Source organism: Massilimicrobiota sp. mt181, assembly GCF_055420065.1.
Map to the genome: position 1 here is coordinate 84243 of NZ_JBVAYN010000001.1, position 26508 is coordinate 110750.

Below are 26508 nucleotides of genomic sequence, written 5' to 3' on the forward strand. Positions count from 1 at the left end.
GACCACCTCACATTTCTTTCTTATCTTTCATACGACTTCTCCTTTCGCTTCTCGGTCGATTCGCCCTCATCAGGCTCGCCGCCCACAATTTCATTTTCCTTTTTATCCATATTGAGCAGGATATTCAATTCGTCCAAACGGGCAAGTTTTGACTTCAATTCTTCTTCCTGCACAAACGGTTTTTGGACTTCTTTTTGTGCGGTTTCAAACTGATTTTTCGTATCAGCAAGACTGTCCTTTGCTTTTTCAAGGTCGTCTGCAAAACGCTCAACCACATTATCAATACGAGTGATATTACCGAAAACATCATCGCCAAGCGATACCTGTTTGCCGGTTTCTCCTTTGACCGTTACGCAATAAGAACGCTCCGTCGTATCAAAAGAAAGTTCTGTTTCAAATCCTCTATACCTGCCCAGAGGAACAGGTGCAGGACTTGTCATCTCCTTGCAGGCTGCAATGATTGCTTTGCCGGCTTCTGCTTTTTCGGAATAAAAAATACCCTTAACCTCCATCCCGACAAAGCGGTCATCTGTTGGTTTCGGGTGTTGTTTTGCAGTTTCCACATCTGCCGTCAAACCGTTAATTCGGTTTTCAAGAGAAGTGATACGCTGCGGATAATATTTAATTATCTTGTCCTCAAGGCTGTACTTTTCGGATAAGAAATTGGATTTTAAAAGCTTCAATTTCTGTACCTGAATGTCCAAATCCATCTTTTCCTTGATATATGGATTGCCTGTTGCAAGCATTTTAATCTCGGCATAAGACAGTGCGGTTTCATCAATATCTTCTGCACTCCTAACAGGAGATTTGCTCGTCATAATTTGACTTGCAAACTTCTGCTTACCCTCAACAAGCTGATACAAATATGCGTCAAAGGTCTGCTTTGTAACATAACGATAGATTTCCACCTTTGGATTTGAATTGCCCTGACGGATAATTCTACCACTGCGTTGCTCCAAGTCTGCCGGTCTCCAAGGACAATCAACATCGTGAAGTGCGATAAGCCTGTCCTGAACATTCGTACCGGCACCCATCTTTTGTGTTGAACCCATTAGCACTCTGACCTCTCCTTTACGAACTTTCTGAAACAGTTCCTTCTTTTTCACATCGGTTTCTGCTTCGTGGATAAATCGGACTTCGCTTTCGGGAACACCTCGCTCTATGAGCTTCTTTCTGATGTCATTGTAGACAGAAAATGTTCCGTCATTCTTTGGTGTCGATAAGTCGCAGAACACTAATTGTGCTGACTTTTTATCTTTGTTTTCTTCCCATATGCGGTACACATTATCAACGCAGGCATTGATTTTGCTGTTCTCGAAGTCCGGCAGCATAGCATTTAGCATACGCTGGTCAAGTGCAAGTTTTCTTCCATCGTTTGTGATTTTAAGCATATTATCTACGCTTGAATCTACACCTCCGCCACGAACTTTCTCGGCTCGCTCTGCAAGGGAGGCAACCATTTCTTTCTGCATTTCGGACGGTTCAACCGACACATTATGATACTCTGCTTCCGGTACAGGAAGATTAAGCATATCGGCTGTTTTAATGTCTGCAACCTCTTTGAACATCGCCATAAGTTCGGGCAGATTATAGAATTTAGCAAAGCGTGTTTTCGCTCTGTAACCCGTTCCTTCCGGCGTAAGTTCTATTGCTGTTACCGTTTCTCCAAATGTGGAAGCCCAAGCGTCGAAGTGCTGTAATCCGTTTTTTACAAGGGCATTATATTGCAAGTATCGTTGAATGGTGTAAAGTTCTACCATACTGTTTGAGATAGGCGTACCTGTCGCAAATACAGTTCCTCGCCCGCCGGTAATCTCATCAAGGTATCGGCACTTCATAAAGAGGTCGGAAGATTTCTGTGCTTCCGTCTGTGCGATACCTCCTACATTACGCATTTTTGTGTAAAGATAAAGGTTCTTGTAGTAATGGCTTTCGTCAATAAAAAGCCTGTCCACACCTAATTCTTCAAAGGTTACAACATCATCCTTTCTGCTTTGGTCGTTGAGTTTTTGTAGCTTTTGCTTGACGGATTTTCTTGATTTTTCAAGCTGTTTGACAGAGAAGTTTTCCCCTCGATTACGCTTTAGTTCTGCAATTCCTTCCGTCAATTCATTCAACTGCTGTTCAAGAATTGCCCTCTGCCTTTCAATGGACATCGGAATTTTCTCAAATTGAGAATGCCCGATGATAACTGCGTCATAATCTCCTGTTGCAATTCTGCCACAGAACTTTTTACGGTTCTTTGTTTCAAAATCTTTCTTCGTTGCAACCAGTATATTTGCCGACGGATAAAGTTGCAAGTATTCCGCCGCCCACTGTTCCGTCAGATGATTCGGTACAACAAACAGCGATTTATTACATAGTCCGAGTCTTTTCGACTCCTGCGATGCCGCTACCATCTCGAACGTCTTGCCTGCCCCGACTGCGTGTGCAAGCAAGGTATTTCCACCGTAAAGAATGTGAGCTACAGCATTTCTCTGGTGTTCCCTTAATGTGATTTCCGGATTCATACCACTAAATGTGATGTGACTTCCGTCATACTCACGAGGTCTTATGCTGTTGAATTTTTCGTTATACATCTTCGTCAGCTTTTCTCTGCGGTCAGGGTCTGCCCATATCCAATCCTGAAAACCTTGCTTGATAAGTTCCTGCTTTGCCTGTGCGATTGCCGTCTCCTTTTTATTAAGGACAGCCTTTTTCCTGCCCTCATCATCTTCGATATAGTCAAAGATACGGACATCTTTCAGGTTCAGCGTTTCCTCAATTATCTTGTAGGCATTGATACGACCTGTGCCGTATGTGCTATATGCTTTGACATTGGAACGGTCATAGGATTTACCCTCGATATTCCACTCGCCCGTATAGGGAGAGAAGTGAACTTTTATATTCCACTGTGCATATCTCGGTGTATCAAGGAACTCAAACATAAACTGCTGGATTACTTCCTGCGGTAGCCAAGTAGCACCGAGCCTTACAGATATTTCACTTGCAGTCAAGTCTTTCGGCTGAACCTTTTCCAATGCTTCCACATTGATTTTATAATCTTCAGGATACACCTCGGCAGATTTTTTTGCTGTGATAAGTTTCTCCCTGACATTACCAGAGAGATATTCATCTGCCATCAAATACTTTGCCTCGGTTACATTCCCGTACCCGTGAAGAGGATTTAAGAAGATAACACCTTTCAAATCCTGATAGAGTGTTTCTTCATTTTTACCTGTGAGCTTTGACATATATTCCATATCAATTCCGGCTTTTTCTCCCATAGAAACAGCAAGTGCTTCACTGGCGGTATCTACCTTTTCTACCGGCTTATGCGGCTTAATTGTACGCTTGAAGAACATATCTGCCTTGCGTTCCAGTTCTCCGTTTTCGTTAATGACTTCAAGTGCAGAAAGCAAGGCAAAGGAACTGTCATCACTGAAAGCAGAGATATTTGCTCTGCTGTTAATCAGTCCATATTTCTTGGTATAACTGTCATAAAGACTGTTGAGTTTTGACTGCTCGGCTTTGATTTCTTCGTCCGGATAGTCCTCGGTTTGAAGTTCAATCAGATTGCGAACGCTGTCACGAACCGCAATCATACCCTTGATTCTGTTCTCGGCGGTTGCCGACACCTCCACCGGAGTCATACGAGAATTCTCACGGAAATAGATTTTATCGTCCACCACTGTGTAAGAAAAATTCCTTACCGTAGGGTCGGCAGGGATAGAATTATCTTCTTCCTCCAACTCGTCGGTTACTTCGTAATCGTTTATTTCTCCGTGGATATTTGCTACCGCTTCCGATAACAATTCGGATAAATCGGCATTTTCAAACGGTACACAAGTTACTTCTTCTCCAAAGCGTCCACTTACTGTTTTCATCTCGCCCAGTATCATTTCGGAATGTTCCACAAAGTACGAGTTCATCGTGATACCGTCATCGGTTGTGCCAAGTTGTACCCAATTAGGCTCTATATCTATGAGCCTGTCACGCTTTTGCAGGAACAAAATATCCGATACAACCTCTGTACCGGCATTGCCTTTGAAAGTATCATTTGGAAGTCTAATTGCTCCCAACAGGTCGGCTCTTTGTGCGATATATTTTCTGACCGACGAATTGGTTTTATCCATCGTGCCTTTGCTCGTAACAAGTGCCATCACACCGCCGGGTCTTAATTTATCCAAAGACTTGGCAAAGAAATAATCGTGAATAAGGAAGTTATACTTATCGTACCTCTTATCAAGCACCTTGAAATCGCCAAACGGAACATTCCCCACAACTCCGTCAAAGAAACTATCCGGCACATTGACTTCTTCAAATCCCTGTGCTGCTATGGATGATTTCTGATAAAGTTGCTGAGCAATCCCTGCCGAAATCTTATCAAGTTCCACGCCGTAAATCTTTGTGTTTTCCATTGAATTCGGCAGCATACCGATAAAATTACCGATACCGCAGGACGGTTCTAACAGATTGCCCTCACGAAAGCCCATCTGTTCCATTGCCTTGTATATAGCGTCGATAACTTCGGGTGGAGTATAAAAGGCGGTTAATGTGCTTTCTCTTGCGGCGGCATATTCATCGGAAGACAGTGCTGTATATAGCTCAACAAATTCATCTGCCCAAGCAGAATTGTTCTCGTCAAAGGCTTCGGACAAACCTCCCCAGCCGACATATTTAGACAAGATAAGTTGTTCTTCCGGTGTGGCAAATCTGTTTTCAAACTCACACTCTTTCAAAACTTTTATCGCTTCCATATTTCTGCGGAAGCGTTCTTTCTTGCCTGCCGGTTCTACCGGATTGGAACGCAAATCAAAAGTATTTCTCTCTGCCATCGGAATATCCGGGTGCAAATCAAAACTCTTGACCTTGCTCTTTTTATTCTCCCACTGCGGTTTTATCGGTTCAGGCTCTTTATCATAGCCGTTGCCGATACGAATGCCCTCGTTATACATTTCAACGTAGCTGTCGAAGCCATTCTGATTTGCAATGATTTCTCTGTAATCCTCAATCGGAACATTGCCGATATTGGTTACTACCATATCACTTCTTTCGGCATTTTCAATGAGTGCTTCCATTGTGGCTGAAGTACAGTCGGTAAAATCCGGTGTCTGTCTAAAAGCATTATCTGCTTCTTCAAACCATTCTGTACCTACATCGGCAAGAGTTTGATTTGCGATACTGCCGAGGTAATCAAAGAACTCATCTGCCGACTTATTGTCTTGTGCCGCTTTTCTGATTTCATCAAAAGAAAGCGTATTTGTAACATACTGACCGCCGGCATTACTGTCCGGATTAAAGTACATCCAAGTAACGCTTTCCTGTTCTCTGTTAATGAAAAACGCATCCTCATAATCTGTTTTCTGTTCGGTTTCGGTATCACTATGCGTGATATTTTCGTCTGTATCGGCTTTTTCTGCTGCTGGTAATACCGTTACTCTCAAATGGTCATTAAGCGGATTTTCCTGCACCTTACGGTCAAATTCAGCACGCTCAAACTCCTTGTTGAACAATGGCATTTCGGTATCATAAAGCATTACTCTCTCATCATCAAAAGATAAGATTTCATACTCCGCTGCACCGATATATACCGTGTCTCCAAGATGATATTCATATCGGGTATCAGGTAATTGCTGTTCCTGTGTTTGCACTGCAAGCAGACTGCGGACATAATCAATCTTCTCCACACGGTTAATCGGTAAGCCTACGCTGTCCTCAAAAGTGACATCACGCATAGAAACATCGCCACTGATTTTACCGACGCTTTCAATAACAAATCGGCGGTCATCAATCACAATTTTCTTACCGATAATATCGTCATCATTTGCCTGCTCAGCTTCTTCCGGTGGTGCAGTAGAAAGAATTTCCCGATTTCTTTTCTGCTCCTCGATTTCTGCCCGTCTTGCTTCCTGCTTCTCAAGCCACTGCGGATACTGCTCCTTTTCCTTTGGATTTAAGTATCTATCTGCACGGATAAGCTCCCCGATACGCTTTTCCACCTGTGTCCATTTAAGAGTGAGTTTCGGTGCGTCGTTTCCAAATCCTCTTGAAAGAGTTATGCCTTTCCCATCGTGGTTTTCATCAATACCTGCACCGATAATGACAGGATATGAACCTCCCCAACCGTATTCGTTTTTGAGAAAGTCTGCATTTTCTTTTGAAGATAAACTCTTTTGAAACTGCTCGTAGATACGCATTTTACCTTCGTGAATACCGCTTCCACGAGTCAAAACTGCGTCGATAATCTCCTGAGAAAAAGTAAAGGCAGAGGTTTTGTTTTCCTCTGCCTGACCGTCTAATATGAAGCTCATCTGTCCGTCTGCCGACGGTAGTGGTTTCATTCTATCATTTAATTCTCCCAAAAGACGCATTGCTTCAAAGTGCTGTGCAATCACGCTCCAGTTATAGAAACTCTGTGCAGTTCTGCTGTCATAATGACCTTCCCAAAGGTGCAAAACATTTTGAAATGTCTTGTAACCTACGGTTCTGCCATCCTCTAATGTGAGTTCCGTATAGTCGTTATTGAAGATGCTCTTGATATATTCGGTACGGGTATCGCTATCGGTATTTCTCTCATAGAAGTCTTTAATATCTTCGAGAGAAGCCAACAAATGCGGTGTAGTACCGAGTATTTCTCTTATAGTATCATCTCTGCCGAAAAACGGCAGGCTCTTGTCCTCGTTGCTTCTGTCATAATACTCTAAATGAATATTACCTGTGCTTTCACGACTTCCTGTGCCGAGTTCCTGATGTTGTTCATCAAGCGAATCCAATTCATCATATCGTCCGCTTTCATCTGCTCCGTCAGCCCCTCTTGCTGTGCCATCTGCCTGATAAGCGTCTCCTCCAACTCGGTCGCCCTCTGCTGGACTTCCGACAGATGACTGCTCAGTATCCCTTTCGTCAGGAGATTGTAATACTGAACCTTGTGGTGTTCTTTCAGATAAGTTCTCCTCATCTGCGACCATTTGCCCTGAATGACCTCCGGCTGTTCGGGCAGAGTCAGGTTCGGAAGATTGTAATCCCCGACCATCGTGTATGTTATCTCGTTCATAATCGCTGCTCCTTTCGTCTTTGATGTCTTTATTGTATTCCGGTTGCCTGTTTGCTTCAATTATGCGATTTTGACGGTTCAGTGCCATCACTGTTTTTGAGATTTCCGAAAGCCCCATCTCTGCAATATCGCTTGTGGCAAATCCCAGAGCGTTCATCGTATCCTGCGTATTGAAATTGGTAACATCTCGAAAATCATCGGCTTCAAAATATTCGCCGGTATCAATTCCAAGCCTTGTCATCATCATATATGCCACGCTGTTTGTTACAACTTTTTTATACAGACTTGCAATCATCGTTTCGTCAAGTCCTTCAAGGAAACTGTCCTCGGAAGCATAGATGAGGTCATTAAGATAATCCGGCAAATTATCTTCGGCGGCATTTTGTGCGGCACTCATAACTGCTTCGCCCAAAGTGACTTTGTTATCCAGTTCTCCGAATGTGCTTTCAAGCGTTTCAATAACATCGTCAGTGTATTCGTCCCTCATATCCCAAAGCGGAACAGGACGGGAATATCTGCTCTCGTGAGTATCGGAAATATCGAAGTAGTGGGTAAGTCTTTGTCTTGCTCTGTTTTCATCGGCAAATACCGCAATGCCTCTTGCACCTTTATTTACCCATCGTCCAAAACTCCTGTTCCAACGCTCGATTTCAAGAACCGCCGTAGCGTCCGGTCGCTGTGCATAGATAAGCAACTGCTCATCATATCGCAGCTTGTAGTTTCTGCACGCAGACCGCAAGAAATTCTGCCAGTTCTGCGGATTGGAAACAACCGTCTTACAGGTTCTGTCATAGAGTTCGGATATGAGTTCATATTTTCTTGACACTACTTTGCACCTCCTTATCGTTCTTTTTCTTTGCTTTTTGCCGGTTTTATCTTTTCCTTTCCGGCTGGTTCAACGGTATGACCGTTTCTTTCACACAGCTCTGCAAATTCACAGATATGGAAAACATCCGAGCCGATTTGTGTGTGATAGTCGTCGATATATTTACACTCACGCTCCAGTGTTGTTCCGTTTCTTGTGTGAATCAGGATTTTCTCTCCGTCATTTACACGAAATTTTTCGTTGTATCCACTGTCAATAAAGCGGATACTGTTTTCTTTATGTTCCTGACTGCTCATCCGTTCCACCTCCCAAATACGAGAACAACTTGTTGGCTTTGGTTTCTTTCTGAAGTTCGATGATGAGTGCCATATCCGGTATCGTGATACCCGGAATCTTCAAAATACTCTCCATATCAAGCTGTTGTAGTTTCTTTTCTGTATTACAGCCGGAATCAAACAATTTCGCCATTAGCTTTGTTTTCTGTTGAAATGTCGGTTTGCTCATCTTTCCGTCCTCCTTATTCAATTTCTATGACTACACGAATACTGCTGTCGCAGCCACTGCACTGTCTGGAAAGTTCCGGGAACAAAGACTGCACCCTCTGTCTTGACCTGCGGATAGTTTCAAAGCACGGTAAACCGTAGCCCTTATAGTTGTTGACTATATTCTCAAGAGATAAGTCGCCGACTTTCAAATAACTGTATCGGTTGTAATAGCAGAGGATAAGCTGCATATCGTCATACCTTGTTTCAGGGCATTCTCTGAGGATTGCAAGCACCTTGCTGTCAACCGTTCTCTGCTTATTCATAAAGCACCTCCATAAAGTAAATGGACGGAGTTTTTTACGCTCCGCCCACCATTTTGTTTCTTATTTCTTTCTGTTTTTAATCTGTAAGAAGATAAAGCCGCCGATAATAAAGGCGACCAAAACAACTGCTACGATTGTCTTTGCGTCCATTATTCATTGCCCTCCTTTTTCTTCTTTCTCTTGGAAGCAACAACCGTTGCAACAATACCGAGTGCAGAAGCACCTGCAAGTGCTACCCAAAGACCGGTCTTTTTGTCATCACCGGTTTTCGGTGTGTCACGAAGTTCGTTATGCATCTCGATTTCTACCGTTTCGCCGACCTTTACGGTCACTTTCTTATCGGCAGGTAAAATATATCCGGCAGATACATTGTCGCTGACCTCGGACACTGTGTATTCTCCGATACGAAGTCCATCTATGGAGATTTCGCCATTCTTATCGGTTGTAAAGGTGCTGTCATAACCGTTTACACCTGTCACTCTGAAAGTAAATCCTTCCACATTACCGTCGGAAGATGTCTTTTTGATTTTCAGGCTGCCTTTCATCGCTTCGTTGATAAAGCCGACTCCCGCTTTGTTTTCTACCTTGTAGGTGGTTTCATCTTTTTCAATGAATACGGAGTAAACGCCCTTATCAAGCACAAATCCCTCCGGTGCTTTGGTTTCTTGTACAAGATATTTACCGTAGAGAATTTCTTTCATCTCATAGATACCGGTTGCGGTTTCTTCAAGATTTCCGATAAGTTCATCGCCATCGTCCAGTTTACCGTCGCCATTAACATCCTTATACACATCAAAAGTTGCACCTGTCAGTTTGTTATCCGGATAATCAGCGTCCACTTTGGTAAGTTCAATATTACCGTAAATATACTCGTCGGTAATTTCCACTTCGATGACCTGCTCATTCTCCCCGATATTTACTTCGTAAGAAGTATCATCAAGCACAAAGCCTTCAGGAGCTTCAATCTCTCTTACAATCCATTTTCCGTAAGGAACTTTGGCAAAAGAAAAACTGCCGTCCTTTTCAGATGTGGCAGTCATAATAGCGTGTTCTTTTGTATACTCGGTTTCATCTGCTTTGAAAATGCCGATTAAAGCACCGCCCAGTGCTTCTCCGTTCTCGTCAATCTTCTTACCAGATACAGAACCGTAAATGAGTTTGTTCTCAATCGGCTTACCGTCATTTACCTTGATTTCAACCGTTTCGGTATCCTGACCAGCATACTCGAATGTGAACGGGTACTGTGTGTCGGAGAGGATATAATGTTCGTCCGTAGCAATTTCCTTGATATAGTAACTGCCAAACGGAAGGTCTGTATTTGCAGTCGCTGTTCCGTTTTCATCAAGCGTGATAATCTCAATCAAACCGTCAGCCGGAATTACTGTACCGCTCGAAGATACAATGTCTTCTTTTGCGTAAAGACCGAAGCTGATGTTTTTGATTTTATCATTCTTGCCGATACCAAAGGTTTCATTCTGTTCAAGCACCTTTTCAAGGGAAATCTTCACTTTCTGTCGCTCGTTTACGAAGCTGGTTGCGGTTTCTGTTACCGCTACATCCTGTCCAGCATAAGTGAGTTCTACTGAATGTTTTTCTTTATTGATAACCATACCGTTTGGTGCTTTGGTTTCAACAACAGTATATTTACCAAGATAGAGTTCCTTGCTCTTGGCTTTGCCATCCTCATTTGTTGTTACGGTATCTACCACATCGCCCTTGTGATAACGAAGTGTACCGTCCGGTGTGATAACATCTTCGTCGGCAGTGATTTCATAAACCGCACCTGCAAGTCCTTTGACCTTATACACCGGCTGATAAATCACATCTTTATCTTCCTCGCCGGATACATTGACACCAAAGAATACTTCGCCGGTTTTCTCAACGGAAATCGTACCTTTCTGTGCCATATTCGGCTTATCCACCTTAATCAATGTGATACCGCCTTCCTGTGTGGAATTTTCTTCTGTCACATCAAAAGAAACAGGAGTACTGTCGAGTACATATCCATACGGAGCCTGAACCTCAACAAGTGAATATCCCTTGCCATAGTCCAGTTTTTCAGGTGTAACAAGCTGACCGTCTGCGTCGGTATAGAATGTGTCGATGGTTGTCGGTGTAGGATAAGTAAATGTCATACTTACTTTGTTACCGGCAGGGTCATAGATTTGGAAGCCTGCACCTGCATACGGAATTGTCTTGCCTGTTTCTGCATCAACCTTTACGACCTTGATATATGACTCAAAGTTGGCATTGTTGATGAGATAACGGTAAGTCTGACCGTCCTGAGAAATGAAAACATCAAAGTCTTTCATAAGCTCACGACCTTCCCAACCTTTGGTCTGATGAACGGTATATACACCATACGGCATATCCTTTGTCTGAGCAAATCCGTTTTCATCGCAAACAATAGTATCTCTTTCATCTTTGTCGGCTTTTTCAAATGAGCCGGAAGATTTCAGATACACTTCAAATTCAGCACCATTTTCCGGTGTCTCAATCTTGGTTTCCCCATCATCGGTATGTTTGATGATAGCGATATTGCCTTTCATAACCTGCTCTGTCACATCATTTGCCACAAGATTGTGTTCAATCGTAAAGAGTTTTGGCTCTGCACCTACCTTGTGGATTGTCTTATCAAGGAGATAACCCTCGGACGGTGTGATTTCTCTGATTGTCCAATCGCTGTCGCAGACATATTCCTTTGTTGTGAACTGCCCCTCGCTGTCTGTCACATACTTATCCACAAGTGTGTCGCCTTTATAAATTCCGTAAACAGCACCGGAGAGTTTTGCGTCGCCCTGAGCAGTGCCTTCTTCTCGGTCACTCTTTGTTACTGTAACGCTGAACTTTTTAAGAATATTGGTAAAGTCTCGATTTGTAACCTCGTTCCATTTAATCGGTGCAGTCTGCTTTTCAGGAACGACATAACGGATTTCTGTATCCACTTCTTCGAGCGTATATGGTGTGCTTCCGCTGATAAGCACATCTTTGAATGTTGCTACACCATTTTTGTCAGTAACCGCATATTCATCAACGGCAATACCTGCAAGGGAAGTACCGTAAAGGTGGAATTTCACACCCTCAACAAGATTATCTTCCGATGATTTAATGACCTGAAGATTACCTCTTTTGAGAACATTATTGAAGTTTACTGTTGCTACCTGACCGGCAACAACGGTTACTCTGTGAACCTCTTGCGGTACATATTTGTCGATAGATTGCTCTGTTACCGTATATACGCCCGGCATAAGGTTGTCAATCTGGAACTTACCACCGTTTGCTGTGGTAACTGTCTGATTTACTCCGTTGCCTGAAATAGTGAAATTGATACCGTCAACCTTTCCGTCCTCAGATGTTTTCACAATCTGACAAGAACCGTAGCTGACTTTCATCTTTACATATCCGCTTACAGGGTCGCTGACTTCCTGTGCGTAAGTAACAACATCCTGCACACTTGAATTTTGACCGTGCTTTCCCTCAGACCATACGATGACACCTCTGCGGACACCGTTTTTCTTACTTGCGGTAATAGTAAATTCCTTACTCGGTGCTTTATCCATTGACACCGTAAGTTTGTTTCCGCTTGTGGAAAATGTTACACCACTGATATTCGCCTTGAAATCATAATTGGAGAGTACACCGTTTGAGTCTGTAAGAGTCGCAACATATTTGCTTCCGTTCCATTCAAGTTCATTTACTTTCGCTGAACCGCTTGATTTAGTACAGAAGCTCGGCACAACTGTATGATTCTGCACACTGCTGACCATACTGTTGTAGTAATTCATAATCTTACTGCGAAGCGGATGTTTGGCATTGATAACATCTTTCACATTGCTGCAACCACTGGCTGCTTTGTGATTAAAGTTTGCGTCACGCTCTCCTACGACTGTTTCCCAAATAAGAAGCTGTGTTGCATAAGCGTGAGCAATACTGTTTGCCGCACTTTCGTTCTGCGACCTCCAGCTTGTTGAAATCGTTCCTCGATAGCCGTGCTGCAAGATACGACCGATAAAGAGTCTGATTTCATCGCCGGAGATAACTCCGTTTGCTGTGATATTGTTAAAATAATTTTCATCGTATTTGTTCATACTCTGACCGGAGCTGAGTGAAACACCCGGCTCGATACAATAGGCAATATTACCGGAATATGAACCGATTGCCTTTAAGTTAGTGTGGGTAGAACTGCCGGTATGCCAACCGTTCTTCAAAGTAAGGTTACTGTGTCCCCACACACCGTCGTAATTTGCGTCGCCGTCACGAGGAAAATCAACCATATACACTTTGGTCTTTTCTCCGCTTGCAGCAAACGCTGTGCTTGTCCCAATACTCATAAAAGCACTGAGACTGAGAACCGTCGCCATAACAAACGATACGGCTCTCTTGATTTTCGTCTTTACCATCTAAGTTTCCTCCTTAAAATGAAAGAACGCACCGATTATCTCAGTGCGTCCGATACTGTATTTTATTTTGTTTTTTAGCAGTAGCCGATATAGATTTCATATTCCGTATCGGATACCTTTTCTGCCCATACCCACACTGCGGTAAATCCTTCCACATTTTTGTATCTCTTCAGCCTGCTTTGAATATCGTCCTTAATGCCTGTGCGTTTGGCATTGGCGGTTATCGGATTATCCCAACAATCCGTTGCGGTACTGTCCAACTCCAAACCGATACTTTGAGCATAACTCTTGGCGTAACTCAAATAAGGATTAACATCAAAGCTCGGCTTCGCTTCTTCCGTCGGTTTTGGCTTTGTGGGTTTCACTTCTTCCTTAACTGGCGGTGTTTCCGGCTCTGGCTTCGGTTGTTGCTGTGGCTGCTCCTGTTCTTGAATACTGTCAGGCTTTTTCGTTACCTGAACGGATTCATAGCTTTTTGCAGTTTCCGCCCTACTACCTGCCGTAGAAGAAACATCCGACTTTTCCTGCTGACTTGGCTCTGTTGTTGCTTCACTTGATACTGGTTGCTCCGTTTCAGGAACAACACTTGTATCCTCTGCTTTTTCTGTTCCGTTCGTTGTTTCGGTATTACCAGCCGTAAAAGAAATCCTTTTATCCGTGTCATTTCGTGCGGTTTCTTTGGCTGTGTTACCGTTACATCCGGCAAACAAAATCATCAAGCAGGCAATCATACAAACCATCCATTTCTTTCTCATAAGCTATCGCTCCTTTCGCCTTAATCGTAATCAATCAGACAAAAAACAGCAAAGGTGCGAATATCCTAACTTTTTATCGTATCAGACACTTTGTTTACACTTCAAATGTGCGAACCCTTTATTAGACAGCTATAAGTTATGAGAGATAGGTATATTCAAGTGAGATAGAATATATCTTTTCAGCAAGTAAACAGTAGGTATTAGGGGGTAGAGTGTGAGAAGGGGGAGTAACAAAATCGGCTATCTGCTATCACGGTCTGCCCGTTGCCTGAGATACTTGTTGTAATGCTCCAATGCCTTGCACACGAAGTCCTCCGTTTGGCTGATTGGGATATTTTTCGGGATGAGTTGTCGCACTCTGTCGCCCCTTAGCACAATCTTCTCTTTCTGGTTTGGCTTTTCCTCCGACATAATGGCTTGGATAGCTTCGGTTGTCAGTTTGCCCTCATCGAAAAACTTTCGCATACGGATAGTCTGGTCGTGAGAGGGAGTTGCGTCGTTCATATCAATCTCATCAACCACATCACGCTGACAATCTTCGTCAAGATACGAAAGCTCTACCGCCGGTCGCATTTTAATTCGCCCTTCATCGACAAATTCAAGCAGTTCGGGAACAAGGTTTGTAAGGCGAACATAACGCTGGATTTGCGTTTTACTATCAGCAGAATTTTCTGCAATTTGTTCCACCGAGAACTTCTGACCCACTGGGGCAGAAGTTAAATCAGAACGAAATCCTTGCCTTTTCATAGCGTCCAAACGCATTTTGTAGGCAAAGGCTTTTTCAGAGGGAAGTATCTGCGACCTTTGGAAATTACTTTCCACCATTAGAATTGTGGCTTCATCTCGATTAAGGTCAACAACCTCACATCTTAACGTTTCAAAACCGGCAAGTTCGCTTGCTCGTTTTCGTCTGTGACCGGATACGAGTTCATATCTTCCGTCCTCTTTCTGCCTTACCGTTGCCGGAGTAATTACTCCACGTTCCTTGATACTCTCGACAAGCTGCTGCATATCTTCATCGTCCCTGACCTTGAACGGGTGGTCTGGGAAATCGTCAATCAGCTCTAATGGAATATCTCGGATTTTAGAAAGTCTTTCTTCCTCTCTCTGTGCCTGCGTTGTAAAAAGGTCATCGAGCCTCGTGAGAGTGAAGTCGCTCTTTCTTCCTGCCATCGGCTAACACCTCCTTCGTAAATTCGGTGTATGCCTTAGACACCGTACTGTTTGGCTCATATGCAAAAATGCTCTTCCCTTTGGAAGAAGTTTCTGCGGCTTTTACAGCAATCGGAATAGATGTGCGATACAGCTTAATCTGATTTCCGAAATTCTCCCGCAACGCTTCCACCGTACTTTTGGCGAGGTTTGTGCGGTTATCCACCAAAGTAAGAAGCATACCGTCTATCTTAATATCCTGATTGATATACTTCTTGACTTTTGAAATGGTCTGCACAAGCTGGGTCATACCTTTAGCCGGCAAATACTGTGCCTGCACCGGAATAATCACGCTGTCTGCCGCAGATAGAGCATTGAGTGTTACCATACTCAGAGAAGGCATACAGTCAATCAAGACAAAATCGTATCTGTCTTTGACCTGACTCAAATAATTCCTCAAAGTGGTTTCTCTGCTCATAGCGTTCATCAGGTTATATTCCATCGCCGAAAGTTCAAGGTTCGCCGGTAAAAGGTCAACACCTTCCTCGTGGTGCAGAATACCGTCTGTCGGGTCATTCATCGTTTCACTAATCACATCTGTAAGTTTCGTTGCAAGCGTGATACCCAAGTTGTCTGTATCTCTCCAACCGAGACAAGTAGTTAAATCTCCCTGTGGGTCTGCGTCTATGAGCAACACTTTCTTACCCTGCATTGCAAGACCAACACCAAGATTAACCGTTGTCGTTGTCTTTCCGACTCCGCCTTTTTGATTGCATATGGCAATCGTTTTGCAGTTTGACACCCCTTGCGTCCTCCTTTCAATTTATTCATAGCCAATAAAATATGACTATGTACTTGACCGTTTCATTTCCTAAACGGTCGTGGCAATATTTATTCTCAATATCCCTTGCCAAGCATATCGCTTTCGGGAAGTCGTTAAGGAACAGACTGCTTATCTGTATCATAGGAATCTAACCTCTGCCGGGTACTCCGCCAGCTCCGTAGAGAAGTATCATTATCTTTCTGACCGTCATCGCCATATCGGTTGCAATCCGATACTCATAGCAGGAGTTCTCGCTGTTCTGAAATTTTCAGAAGTTTCGGCGTACCTGCTAAAGTGGCTATCATCAGAATTAAAGTCTTAACGACCTGTGTATTCAATTGTCAAAGAACAATTGAAAAGGCTTCCGTTTTCATCATCAGGAATTAACCCCTTCACTCATTGCACAAAAGGCTTCATTTTGGACACCCAAAATCGCTGCTTTTCCGAAAAAATTTCAAAAAATTTTTAGGCGACAAAAAAAGCCGCCTATTTTCCTCACAATCAAGGTCAATAGACGTCGGGTAGAAATTTTAACATTTATGATGTATAATAAAACACAGAGGAATATTTGAAGTTGTATTATTGAATAAAATGGAGATTTTGATATGAAAGACAAGGCAAACAAGGGTTATTGGCAACGACTTGCAAAAATATATGCACCTTTGATGGAGTCAGATAAGAAATTTTATAATGCAATCTGCGGATATATTAGAGATTATCTCAAATCTGATATGAATGTATTAGAATTAGCTTGTGGAACAGGGCAGCTATCTTTCCCATTGTCTGATTGTACTAATAGCTGGACGGCAACCGATTTTTCGGAAAATATGATTAAGCAAGCGAAAAGGAGAGGTACAACAGAAAAACTTAGTTTTTGCGTAGCCGATGCAACGGCACTTTCATATGAGAATGAAAATTTTGATTGTGTAGTAATTTCAAATGCACTGCACATTATGCCAGAGCCTGAAAAAGCAATGCAGGAAATTCGTAGAGTATTAAAAAAAGATGGTATTTTGTACGCACCAACCTTCTTATGGGCAGAGAAAAAATCAAGTGGTTTACGAAAGCGATTGATGTCTATTACAGGATTTAAAGCATACAAAGAATGGAACAAGGAAAATTTTTGTGAGTTTATTGCGGATTATGGCTTTACAGTCGTCAAAGTGAATTTGGTGGATGGCGGTTTAGCTCCTGTTGGAGTTTTGATTGCGAAAAAAACTAATTATTAAATTTGAATTTTTCTAAGTGATAGATACTTTACAAAATAAACTTCATATGTTAGATTGGTCAGCAAAAACTAACTAAAGAAAGAGGTAGATTATGAATAAATTTGATGGTGTTGCAAATACGTTATTTGTTCCGTTAGTGGCAAGAATCAATATCTCTAAAAAATTTCCAGAATATTTTATGGATGAAAAGGCTCTTGAGTTGGAGAAGTATTTACCACAAGGTGTAGATAAAGGTTCTTCTGAATATAGCAATATGGCATCGGTAGCACGTTATTACAATATGGACAAAACAGTTATTGCGTTTGCAAAAAGTTACGCAGAAAGTAATATTGTATATCTTGGTGCAGGATTAGAGACTGCTTATGACCGTTTAAGTGATAAGATTGAAAACAGAACTGTACATTGGTATGAGACTGATTTGCCAGAAGTAATAGAGGCAAGAAAAAAAGTATTTGGTCAGCGAAAAAATGAAACGCTCATTGCAGGCGATATGTTTAAATTGGAATGGGTAAAGGAAATAGACAATTCGCTTCCTACACTGCTAATTGTGTCAGGTGTGTTCCAATATTTCCATGAAGAAGAAATCATAGCATTTATTAAGGGGTGTGGAAAAGCATTTCCAAAAGGTGAGATGTTGTTTGACGCTACAAGTGAGAGTGGATTAAAGTTTACGAACTGGTTTATCAAACGTACAGGAAATGCAAGTGCTATTATGTATTTTGGTATTAACGATAGCAAAGAATTTGCAAACAAATGTAGTATGGAATTATTGGAAGAAAAGACATTCTTTCCAGAAGCATTGAAGATGTTAGGGAAGAAACTTTCTTTTGTTACAAAAGTATCTATGAAGGTTGCAGAGAAGAAGAAACAGGTAATAATTCTTCGTTTGAAATTGAATTAACTACCGTAAAATTTCAGTTTCACGAAGCATAATTAAAGACCGCTTACATTATAAAGGTGTAGGCGGTCTTTTGTGTGTTTAGATATATTAGATTTTGACTTTCTTTTTCTTGGCTGTCAGCACCTTGCAAAGGACATCGTCAACTGCATCAGTGTATCTTCCTTGTACTATGAGGTTATTTTTCAGATTGATAAGCGACTGTATCACTCTGCTTTGCTCATCATCGGTTAGGTAAATGTGATATTTCTTTTCTCTCATCGGCTGTTCCTCCAGTTCTTAAATATTTTCCTGATTATCTTAACATCTTCTTCTGTATCGGAAGATATAAATATATGTACGCTCTGAAATGCCGCTTTGATACGCTGGGCATATTCGGGTTCCACTTCGTTTGGCTTCATCGGCAACTTAATGAGTTTGATTCCACGTTGTTTACAGAGATGTTCCTTTAGTATATCTATCTTCTCCGAGTCCGTATTCACTTGAATGGCAACCTGCTCCAGTGGAATATATACATCAAGTGGAATGCCGAATAACCTATCAGAGCCAAGTTCAACTTTCAATCCTTTCAAATTGGCATAATAACTGATTGCAAGAGCCGGGAACAATGACAGATACTCCTGCTCACATATTCTGCATCCTTTATTGAGAACAGTACGCTCGTTTATCTTCATACTCCAAGAATGACCGTATCTGCATTTCCACCACGCTCTCTTTGCCGAATTTCTTGAAACTTCTGTGGGCTTCAACTTATTTAATTCATAATCCCATTCTTCTAAAACCTGCTTATCTGTCGTTGCAAGGTCATTGTATCCGGCAAGCACTTCTCGCTCTGCACAGACAGGGCAAACCGTTCCTTTCACACGGGCATTGATAACTGATTTCCACTCGTTTCCACATTTTCTGCAATGCCACCATACATTTTTCCTCGACTTTGCATTGACTTCATCCGGTTGCAGAGGATAGTTTTTCTCTGACCATTCTTTGGCTATCTGTGGGTGTGTACTTTTTAGGTCATTCTTGCCTTTTATAAATGTATAGCCACTGCAACAGGGACATTTACTGCCGCCTGAGCGTGTAGAGATAAGAGTATTCCATTCATAACCGCAGGTTCTGCACTTCCACCAAGCCTTGCTGTTTGCAAACGCCATAACTTCTGTTGGGCTATTTTCGTTTCTATCAGACCATTCGTCTGCAACTTCCGGGAACAGGGTTGCAAGGTCATTAAATCCGACAAGCACTTTATTATGAGAGCAATACGGACAGCCTGTTTTGTTGATGGTTCTGCTTTTTACAGTGGCTATCCATTTGTGTCCCAATTTACATTTCCATATCACTTTCTTGTGTGAACCAATAGATACCTCTGTCGGTTTAATTTTATTTTTCTCAGACCATTCAGAAGCCAATTCCGGCTTCAATGTACTTAAATCATTAATGCCAGTGACTACTCTTGCACCTGAACATATCGGGCATTTCTCGCCGTTGGAACGAGCCTTTACGCTTGTTTCCCACTCGTGACCGCAAGCACCTTTCCACCATACTTTCTTATTCGAGCCGAAAGTTATGCTGTCCGGTGTCAGCGGTAAATTCCTATCCGACCACTCGGCAACTAATTCGGGATGTACTGCCGATAAACTGTTACTCATATCAAAACCTCCACTTCCTCTGTGATTAGAGTATATGAGGTTTTGGCTTTTACTTGTAGTTTGCGAATATCTGTATAAATAGAAAAAGCCCTTTGAGAAAAGATTTCTCCTCTCTCAAAGGGCTTGAATGCATTAGTTTATAGGTTTCTTTGAAAAATCACCATATCCACCAACCTGACGCCACATTCAAATATTGGGTGGTCATAATAATCTGTAAAAAAGTTCGGTATGATATAAGAACGAACAAAACCGCACTTTTCATAGAATGGAACTGTCAAAGGACTATCGCCGGTTCCGACCTGTAAAACGGAATAATTGTCGGCATACTCTTTAACAATAAAATCTATCAAGGCTTTGGCATAGCCTTTACCTTGATATTCTGGAACGGTCGCAATATTCTTTATTTCAAGAATACCGTTGCCCTCATCCGTAACAACACATTCAGCTTTCACACCGTTATCATTAAGCACATACATAGTGCCTCTTTCAAGATAGCGGTCTATCATATTTTCCTGTTCATCTGCCAATAGCAGTAATGAAAGGAATTGTTTTTTATTTTCTTTGATTTCCCGAATCTTCATAATTAACCACTCTGTTAAATTTCATTTTAGACTTTTATCATACTTTTGAAAATGGGCAATCCCGATTGGGACTGCCCATATATTTTGAAAATTATGCGATTTTTAAGGCTCTGCACCGTTTCAAGCACCATTTGGTGTAAATTTGGTGTATTTGTGTATTTTCAGAGCTTTTTCACAAATGAAGTACATCTCGTTTTGTAGGGTAAAACGGTACTTCTTAGTAGAGCTTTGCACCTGCCGGAATATGGTCATCTACCATAAGCAGATGGAGCTTTTCTTCGCCTTCTTCTTCGTGTACTGCACTCAGGAGCATACCGCAAGAGTCAATGCCCATCATTGCTCTCGGAGGAAGATTTGTGATTGCAATAAGTGTCTTACCGACAAGTTCTTCCGGCTCATAATATGCGTGAATACCGCTTAAAATGGTTCTATCTGTGCCTGTTCCGTCATCAAGAGTAAACTGCAACAGCTTCTTTGATTTCGGTACTGCTACGCACTCTTTAACCTTAACGGCTCTGAAATCAGACTTTGAGAATGTATCAAAATCAACATCTTCTTCAAACAAAGGCTCAATCTTTACCTTAGAGAAATCAATCTTTTCAGGCTCTGAATTTGGTGTAGAAACTTCTTTATCCTTTACACCATTTTCGGATTTTACACCACCGAGGGTCTTCATTTGTGGGAATAAGATAACTTCCTGGATAGATTCTTGTCCAGTTAATAACATAACAAGTCTATCAATACCCATACCCATTCCACCTGTTGGAGGTAATCCGTATTCCAAAGCTTCTACATAATCTAAATCCATTTCGTTAGCTTCATCATTTCCAAGTTCTTTTTCTTTTAACTGATTTGCAAATCTTTCATATTGATCATCAGGATCATTTAATTCATTGAATGCATTTGCATATTCATTACCACAGATAAATAATTCAAATCTCTGTGTGAAACGAGGATCTTGAGGATTCTTTCTTGCTAGTGGAGAAATTTCTACAGGATGTCCATAAACAAATGTAGGATCAACAATTGTTTCTTCTACATATTTTTCAAAGAATTCGTTAATGATATGACCATATTCAAAATGTGGCTGTAATTCAATACCATGTTCTTCAGCTAATTTTTTGGCATCTTCAAAAGTCATATCTCCCGCAAAATCAATACCAGTTTTTTCTTTAATAGCATCAGTCATGGAAATACGTTTAAATCCAGGTGCTAAAGAGATTTGATGACCTTTATATTCGATATCATATGTACCACAAACATCTTTAGCAACATGAGAAATGATACCTTCAGTTAAGTCCATCATTCCTTCTAAATCGCTGAATGCTTTATAAACTTCAATTGTTGTAAATTCTGGATTATGTGTTCTATCCATACCTTCATTTCTAAATAAACGTCCAATTTCATAAACAGCATCCATACCACCAACAATCAATCTCTTTAAAGATAATTCAGTCGCAATTCTTAAATAATAATTAATATCTAAAGTATTATGATGTGTAATAAATGGACGAGCAGAAGCACCACCTAAGATAGGATTTAAGACAGGTGTTTCTACTTCAGTATATCCTAAACCATCAAGATAATGTTGAATAGAACGAATAATCTTTGGTCTTGTAAAAGCAATCTTTCTTGCTTCTTCATTCATAATTAAATCAACATATCTTCTTCTATATCTTTCTTCAACGTCACTTAAACCATGATATTTTTCAGGTAAAGGACGTAATGCTTTTGTTAAGTGAATATACTCAGAAGCTTTGACAGATAATTCACCAGTATTTGTCACAAAAACAGTTCCAACAATACCGACAATATCTCCAATATCACTTTTTGTTAAAACTTCATAACTGTCTTCACCAATAACATCTTTTCTGACATAAATTTGGATTTGCCCTTCTTTATCTTGAATATGCATGAAACATACTTTACCTTTACGACGTTTTGTCATAATTCTTCCAGCAACTTTGACTTCAATCGCAGCTTCTTCTAATTCTTCATGTGTTTTTCCTGCATATTTTTCTTTGATTTCTGTTGAAAAAGCAGTGACATCAAATCTTTGTCCAAATGGATCAATACCTTTTTCTCTTAAAAAATTTAACTTTTCACGTCTTACTAATTCTTGTTCACTAAAATGTCTTTCTTCCATAATATCTCCTTTCCAATAAAAAAACTCCCATCCGCAAGGGACGAGAGATTATCGTGTTACCACCCTCATTCATTTATGCATCACTGCATAAACCTTTTCAACTCCTATCAGAGTCTAGCCTGTAACGCGGCACACGTTATTTTATCACATACGATCCAAAATACGGCTCCTAGTCTTTATTCATTGTTACTATGATTATCCATTTCCACCATCAGGACTCTCTTGTTATCAATCATAACAATTACTCTTCTATTCATCGCCTTTTTTCTATACGCCTGTATTATATAAATAAACTTTCTTGTTGTCAAGTCCGACATTTTTCATTTTATTCTACATATGATAGACACGAAGAATTTGATTTATACATCAAAAGGAAAGTTGTATAGAAAAATAAGGAATGATAAAATAATAGCAAGGAGTGAGCTTTATGCATTATCAGACATATTATCAATCACCTTTAGGGAAGCTTTTATTGGTAAGTAATGAAGATACCCTCATTGGATTATGGATTGAAGGACAGAAATACTTTTTAGGAAATATCAAAGAAAATATCCTTAAGAAGGATGATCTTCCTATATTGATACAAACAAAAAAATGGTTAGATGATTACTTTCATCAAAAACAACCTTCAATCAATAATTTAAAATTAGCACCCAAAGGCACACATTTCCAGCAGGTGGTATGGAAAATATTGTGTGAGATTCCTTATGGTCAAACAATGACTTATGGGGAAATTGCTAAAAAGGTGGCAAAAGCATTAAATAAAAAAACAATGTCAGCTCAGGCAGTAGGTGGAGCTGTTGGGCATAATCCCATATCTATTATTATTCCATGTCATCGTGTTGTAGGAAAAGATGGAAGCTTAACAGGATATGCGGGTGGTATTGATAATAAAATCAAGCTATTAAAATTAGAAAATGTTGATATGACACGTTTATATGAACCTCGCCAGAGATAAAGAATATATAAGTATGTATATTCTTTTTTTGTGGGAATATATAAAAAGAGGACTATTTCCGGGGAAATATGTCGATATACGATAGAAATATATAAATGTTCATTTTCAATTCAAATAAAAAGGATTTAATAGTATATATTCTATATAAAGGGGATAAGAGAATGCTACAAATTAAAAATATATATAAACAATATAGAACAGGAGATTTGGTTCAAAAAGCATTGGATGGCGTGAGTCTTAATCTCAGAGATAATGAATTTGTTGCGATATTAGGACCAAGTGGAAGTGGAAAGACAACACTTCTTAATATTATTGGTGGATTAGATCGTTATGATAAGGGAGATTTAATCATTAATGGGATTTCTACGAAAAAATATAAAGATAGAGATTGGGATTCCTATCGTAATCATACCATAGGTTTTGTCTTTCAAAGCTATAATCTGATTCCTCATCAGACTGTCCTGGCTAATGTTGAATTGGCTTTGACGATATCTGGTATTTCTAAAGCAGAACGTAAGAAGAGAGCAAAACAGGCTTTGGAACAGGTAGGATTAGGTAATCAAGGGCATAAGAAACCAAATCAGATGTCTGGTGGACAAATGCAGCGTGTCGCTATTGCGAGAGCTTTGGTTAATGATCCAGATATTTTACTGGCAGATGAACCCACTGGTGCATTAGATAGTGATACCAGTGTTCAGGTTATGGAACTGTTAAAAGAAGTTGCAAAAGATCGTCTTGTTGTGATGGTTACACATAATCCAGAACTAGCTGAAGCTTATGCTACACGTATTGTGGAATTAAGAGATGGAACAATCCGTAGTGATTCTGATCCATATGAAGTCAGTGAAAATGAACTGGAGAAACCAAGACATGAAAACATGGGGAAATCTTCAATGTCTTTTTTAACGGCTTTATCTTTGAGTTTTAATAATTTACGTACGAAAAAAGCTCGTACGATTTTAACTTCTTTTGCAGGATCAATTGGTATTATTGGGATTGCGTTGATATTATCGCTTTCTAATGGTGTCAATCAATATATTCAATCGATTGAAGAGGAAACATTATCTGAATATCCACTGCAAATACAAAGCACAGGTTTTGATATGACATCTATGATGGTAGATGTTCAGGATAGTCAAAGTGAGAATAAGAAAGATGGACAGATACAAGTTGTTCAAATGATTACCAATATGTTTTCAAAGATTGGCTCTAATGATTTGGCTTCTTTAAAGGAATATTTAGATAGCCATGATAGCCATATTCAGGATTATACAAATGCAGTAGAATATACGTACAATGTCTCTCCACAAATCTATAGTACAGATACCGAAAACGTTAGACAGGTTCATCCTGATAAATCATTCCAGTCATTAGGTTTAGGTTCTTCAAGTAGTGGTAATAGTATGATGTCAACAATTATGAGCACTGATGTCTTTTATGAAATGCCTAGTGATGAAAGTTTATATACAGATCAATATGATGTGAAAGCAGGACGTTGGCCTAAGGCTTATAATGAGTGTGTTCTGGTTTTAACACAAAATGGGAAAATTAATGATTTGATGTCTTATACTTTGGGATTAAGAGATTTTTCTGAGCTTGATGAGATGGTAGATAAATTCTCTAAAGAAGAAGAGGTTGAAACTCCAGAGAATAATACGACTTATTCATATGATGATGTTCTAGGAAAAGAATTTAAGCTTGTTAATGCTACTGATTATTATGAATATGATGAAGAATATAATCTTTATCGAGATAAGACAGATAATGAAGCCTATATGAAAAAGCTAGTTGAAGATGGTGAAACTATAAAAATTGTGGGGATTGTTCAACCAACAGAAGGAACAACAGCGACAATGCTTCAAACAGGTATTGGTTATCCGCATTCTTTAACAACGCATGTTATTGAACAGGCACAAAATAGTGAAATTGTAAAAAAACAATTAGAAAATAAGACTATTGATGTTTTTACTGGTAATGCCTTTAATGAAGCAAATAATAAGAATTTTGATATGAATTCATTATTTACAATTGATGCTAATAAATTAAAGAGTGCTTTTTCTGTGGATGAAAGCCAATTAACAAAAGGAATGGGAAATCTGGATTTAAGCCAGATTCAATTAGATATGTCTGATATGCCATCTATTGATATGGATGCTATTTTATCACAATTGAAAGTTGAGTTTACTAGAGAACAGATTGAAGCTTTAAGTCAAAGTATAACGACAGACTTTCAAAATTATATGGTTGAAAATCAGCTAATGGATCCAACCCAGATGCAAACATATTTTATGAGCTACATTGAAACATCTCGTGCTCAAAGCTTGATTCAACAAAATGTTATTCAATTACTTCAAGATAGTGGTTTAACAGAGCAGTTTGAAACATTATTAACCAATCAAATTCAAACTATGATGAGTCAATATACAGCTCAAATCACTCAATCTTTGGAAAAACAAATCAGTGCTCAAATGTCTAAACAAATGGGAACTTTAGCACAAAATATGCAATCAGCGATACGAATTGATCCAACTGCATTTGCTGAAGCAATACAAATGAATATGAGTGAAGAAGAATTATCTGAATTGATGGTATCACTCATGACAACAGAAACTTCAACTTATGAAAATAATTTAAAAACATTGGGTTATGCTGATTTTGATCAACCTAGTGGTATTAATATTTATCCAAAAGATTTTGAAACAAAACAAAATGTCATTGATATTTTGGATAATTATAATGAAAAAATGGAAAAAACAGATGAAGATAAAGTGATTTCATATACGGATTATGTTGGAACTTTAATGTCATCAGTAACAGATATTATTAATGTAATTAGTTATGTATTGATTGCCTTTGTTGCGATTTCTTTAGTTGTATCTTCTATTATGATTGGTGTTATTACGTATATCAGTGTCTTAGAACGTCAAAAAGAGATTGGAATTTTACGTGCAATAGGTGCATCAAAACGTAATATTTCACAAGTTTTCAATGCCGAAACATTTATTATAGGATTGCTTGCAGGGGTTTTAGGTATAGTGATTACATTGTTATTGCTGATACCAGGAAACATGATTATTCATTCGATTGCTGGTAACGTGGATGTTAGTGCTTCTTTACCAGTTGCCGGTGGAATTATCTTAGTTGTACTGAGCGTTGTTCTGACTTTGATTGGGGGTATCATTCCTTCCAGCAAAGCAGCTAAGAGTGACCCTGTTTCAGCGTTGCGTAGTGAATAGAGACAAACGACAAG

16 protein-coding genes and 1 other annotated feature are annotated in these 26508 nt (G+C 40.0%); of the genes, 4 read left to right on the forward strand and 12 right to left on the reverse strand.

The annotated features are described in order from the left end of the window. Positions 1-20: 20 nt before the first annotated feature. The 8 genes from ACZYT4_RS00445 to ACZYT4_RS00480 form a co-directional block, all read right to left on the reverse strand. Complete coding sequence (locus tag ACZYT4_RS00445) at positions 21-7862, reverse strand: DEAD/DEAH box helicase family protein (protein WP_303829178.1); 7842 nt, start codon at positions 7860-7862, stop codon at positions 21-23. A 14-nt stretch (positions 7863-7876) separates the two neighbouring features. After that, entirely contained in the window at positions 7877-8158 is a 282-nt protein-coding gene (locus tag ACZYT4_RS00450; protein ID WP_055288745.1) for a hypothetical protein, read from the reverse strand. Beyond that, positions 8139-8366 carry a hypothetical protein gene (locus tag ACZYT4_RS00455; protein WP_055288744.1) on the reverse strand — a complete coding sequence of 76 codons (228 nt, stop codon included), beginning with the start codon at positions 8364-8366 and terminating at the stop codon, positions 8139-8141. The genes ACZYT4_RS00450 and ACZYT4_RS00455 overlap by 20 nt, the downstream gene beginning before the upstream one ends. A gap of 13 nt (positions 8367-8379) precedes the next feature. Next, on the reverse strand, positions 8380-8670 hold the full coding sequence (locus ACZYT4_RS00460; RefSeq protein ID WP_101069770.1) for a hypothetical protein: 291 nt from the start codon (positions 8668-8670) through the stop codon (positions 8380-8382). Positions 8671-8819: 149 nt separating this feature from the next. Then, positions 8820-13070, reverse strand: coding sequence for a SpaA isopeptide-forming pilin-related protein (locus ACZYT4_RS00465; protein ID WP_463781652.1), 4251 nt, complete (start codon positions 13068-13070; stop codon positions 8820-8822). A 74-nt stretch (positions 13071-13144) separates the two neighbouring features. After that, entirely contained in the window at positions 13145-13825 is a 681-nt protein-coding gene (locus tag ACZYT4_RS00470; RefSeq protein ID WP_101069772.1) for a hypothetical protein, read from the reverse strand. Positions 13826-14065: 240 nt separating this feature from the next. Next, positions 14066-14998 carry a ParB/RepB/Spo0J family partition protein gene (locus ACZYT4_RS00475; RefSeq protein ID WP_417115279.1) on the reverse strand — a complete coding sequence of 311 codons (933 nt, stop codon included), beginning with the start codon at positions 14996-14998 and terminating at the stop codon, positions 14066-14068. Continuing rightward, complete coding sequence (locus ACZYT4_RS00480) at positions 14955-15779, reverse strand: ParA family protein (RefSeq protein ID WP_055157031.1); 825 nt, start codon at positions 15777-15779, stop codon at positions 14955-14957. The genes ACZYT4_RS00475 and ACZYT4_RS00480 overlap by 44 nt, the downstream gene beginning before the upstream one ends. Before the next feature lie 626 nt (positions 15780-16405). On the opposite strand from ACZYT4_RS00480, the gene ACZYT4_RS00485 reads away from it, so the two are divergent. Beyond that, positions 16406-17029, forward strand: coding sequence for a class I SAM-dependent methyltransferase (locus ACZYT4_RS00485; protein ID WP_055157033.1), 624 nt, complete (start codon positions 16406-16408; stop codon positions 17027-17029). Positions 17030-17120: 91 nt separating this feature from the next. After that, on the forward strand, positions 17121-17930 hold the full coding sequence (locus tag ACZYT4_RS00490) for a class I SAM-dependent methyltransferase (protein ID WP_055233345.1): 810 nt from the start codon (positions 17121-17123) through the stop codon (positions 17928-17930). A gap of 87 nt (positions 17931-18017) precedes the next feature. Here ACZYT4_RS00490 and ACZYT4_RS00495 read toward each other — a convergent pair whose 3' ends face one another. The 4 genes from ACZYT4_RS00495 to lysS all read right to left on the reverse strand — a co-directional run bounded on the left by ACZYT4_RS00495 (position 18018) and on the right by lysS (position 22300). Next, on the reverse strand, positions 18018-18188 hold the full coding sequence (locus ACZYT4_RS00495) for a hypothetical protein (RefSeq protein WP_463781653.1): 171 nt from the start codon (positions 18186-18188) through the stop codon (positions 18018-18020). Then, complete coding sequence (locus tag ACZYT4_RS00500; protein WP_329965654.1) at positions 18185-19573, reverse strand: zinc-ribbon domain-containing protein; 1389 nt, start codon at positions 19571-19573, stop codon at positions 18185-18187. Before ACZYT4_RS00500 ends, ACZYT4_RS00495 begins: the two co-directional genes overlap by 4 nt. Before the next feature lie 137 nt (positions 19574-19710). Beyond that, the gene (locus ACZYT4_RS00505) at positions 19711-20154 is read right to left on the reverse strand and encodes a GNAT family N-acetyltransferase (protein ID WP_446489453.1); all 444 of its coding nucleotides are present in this window, start codon (positions 20152-20154) and stop codon (positions 19711-19713) included. Between the two features lie 217 nt (positions 20155-20371). Then, positions 20372-22300 (reverse strand): lysine--tRNA ligase, encoded by a 1929-nt coding sequence (gene lysS / locus ACZYT4_RS00510; protein WP_463781654.1) that lies wholly within the window; start codon positions 22298-22300, stop codon positions 20372-20374. A gap of 33 nt (positions 22301-22333) precedes the next feature. Next, positions 22334-22566, reverse strand: a binding site (T-box leader). A 161-nt stretch (positions 22567-22727) separates the two neighbouring features. On the opposite strand from lysS, the gene ACZYT4_RS00515 reads away from it, so the two are divergent. Beyond that, complete coding sequence (locus ACZYT4_RS00515; RefSeq protein ID WP_463781655.1) at positions 22728-23258, forward strand: methylated-DNA--[protein]-cysteine S-methyltransferase; 531 nt, start codon at positions 22728-22730, stop codon at positions 23256-23258. Between the two features lie 161 nt (positions 23259-23419). Next, positions 23420-26494, forward strand: coding sequence for an ABC transporter ATP-binding protein/permease (locus tag ACZYT4_RS00520; RefSeq protein WP_463781656.1), 3075 nt, complete (start codon positions 23420-23422; stop codon positions 26492-26494). Positions 26495-26508: the final 14 nt, after the last annotated feature.

Coding starts and splice junctions, on each gene's coding strand:
- ACZYT4_RS00490 (WP_055233345.1), top strand. CDS start 17,121: ATGAATAAATTTGATGGTGTTGCAAATACGTTATTTGTTCCGTTAGTG.
- ACZYT4_RS00505 (WP_446489453.1), bottom strand. CDS start 20,154: ATGAAGATTCGGGAAATCAAAGAAAATAAAAAACAATTCCTTTCATTA.
- ACZYT4_RS00470 (WP_101069772.1), bottom strand. CDS start 13,825: ATGAGAAAGAAATGGATGGTTTGTATGATTGCCTGCTTGATGATTTTG.
- ACZYT4_RS00500 (WP_329965654.1), bottom strand. CDS start 19,573: ATGAGTAACAGTTTATCGGCAGTACATCCCGAATTAGTTGCCGAGTGG.
- ACZYT4_RS00450 (WP_055288745.1), bottom strand. CDS start 8,158: ATGAGCAGTCAGGAACATAAAGAAAACAGTATCCGCTTTATTGACAGT.
- ACZYT4_RS00455 (WP_055288744.1), bottom strand. CDS start 8,366: ATGAGCAAACCGACATTTCAACAGAAAACAAAGCTAATGGCGAAATTG.
- ACZYT4_RS00485 (WP_055157033.1), top strand. CDS start 16,406: ATGAAAGACAAGGCAAACAAGGGTTATTGGCAACGACTTGCAAAAATA.
- ACZYT4_RS00495 (WP_463781653.1), bottom strand. CDS start 18,188: ATGAGAGAAAAGAAATATCACATTTACCTAACCGATGATGAGCAAAGC.
- ACZYT4_RS00515 (WP_463781655.1), top strand. CDS start 22,728: ATGCATTATCAGACATATTATCAATCACCTTTAGGGAAGCTTTTATTG.
- ACZYT4_RS00520 (WP_463781656.1), top strand. CDS start 23,420: ATGCTACAAATTAAAAATATATATAAACAATATAGAACAGGAGATTTG.
- lysS (WP_463781654.1), bottom strand. CDS start 22,300: ATGGAAGAAAGACATTTTAGTGAACAAGAATTAGTAAGACGTGAAAAG.
- ACZYT4_RS00475 (WP_417115279.1), bottom strand. CDS start 14,998: ATGGCAGGAAGAAAGAGCGACTTCACTCTCACGAGGCTCGATGACCTT.
- ACZYT4_RS00465 (WP_463781652.1), bottom strand. CDS start 13,070: ATGGTAAAGACGAAAATCAAGAGAGCCGTATCGTTTGTTATGGCGACG.
- ACZYT4_RS00460 (WP_101069770.1), bottom strand. CDS start 8,670: ATGAATAAGCAGAGAACGGTTGACAGCAAGGTGCTTGCAATCCTCAGA.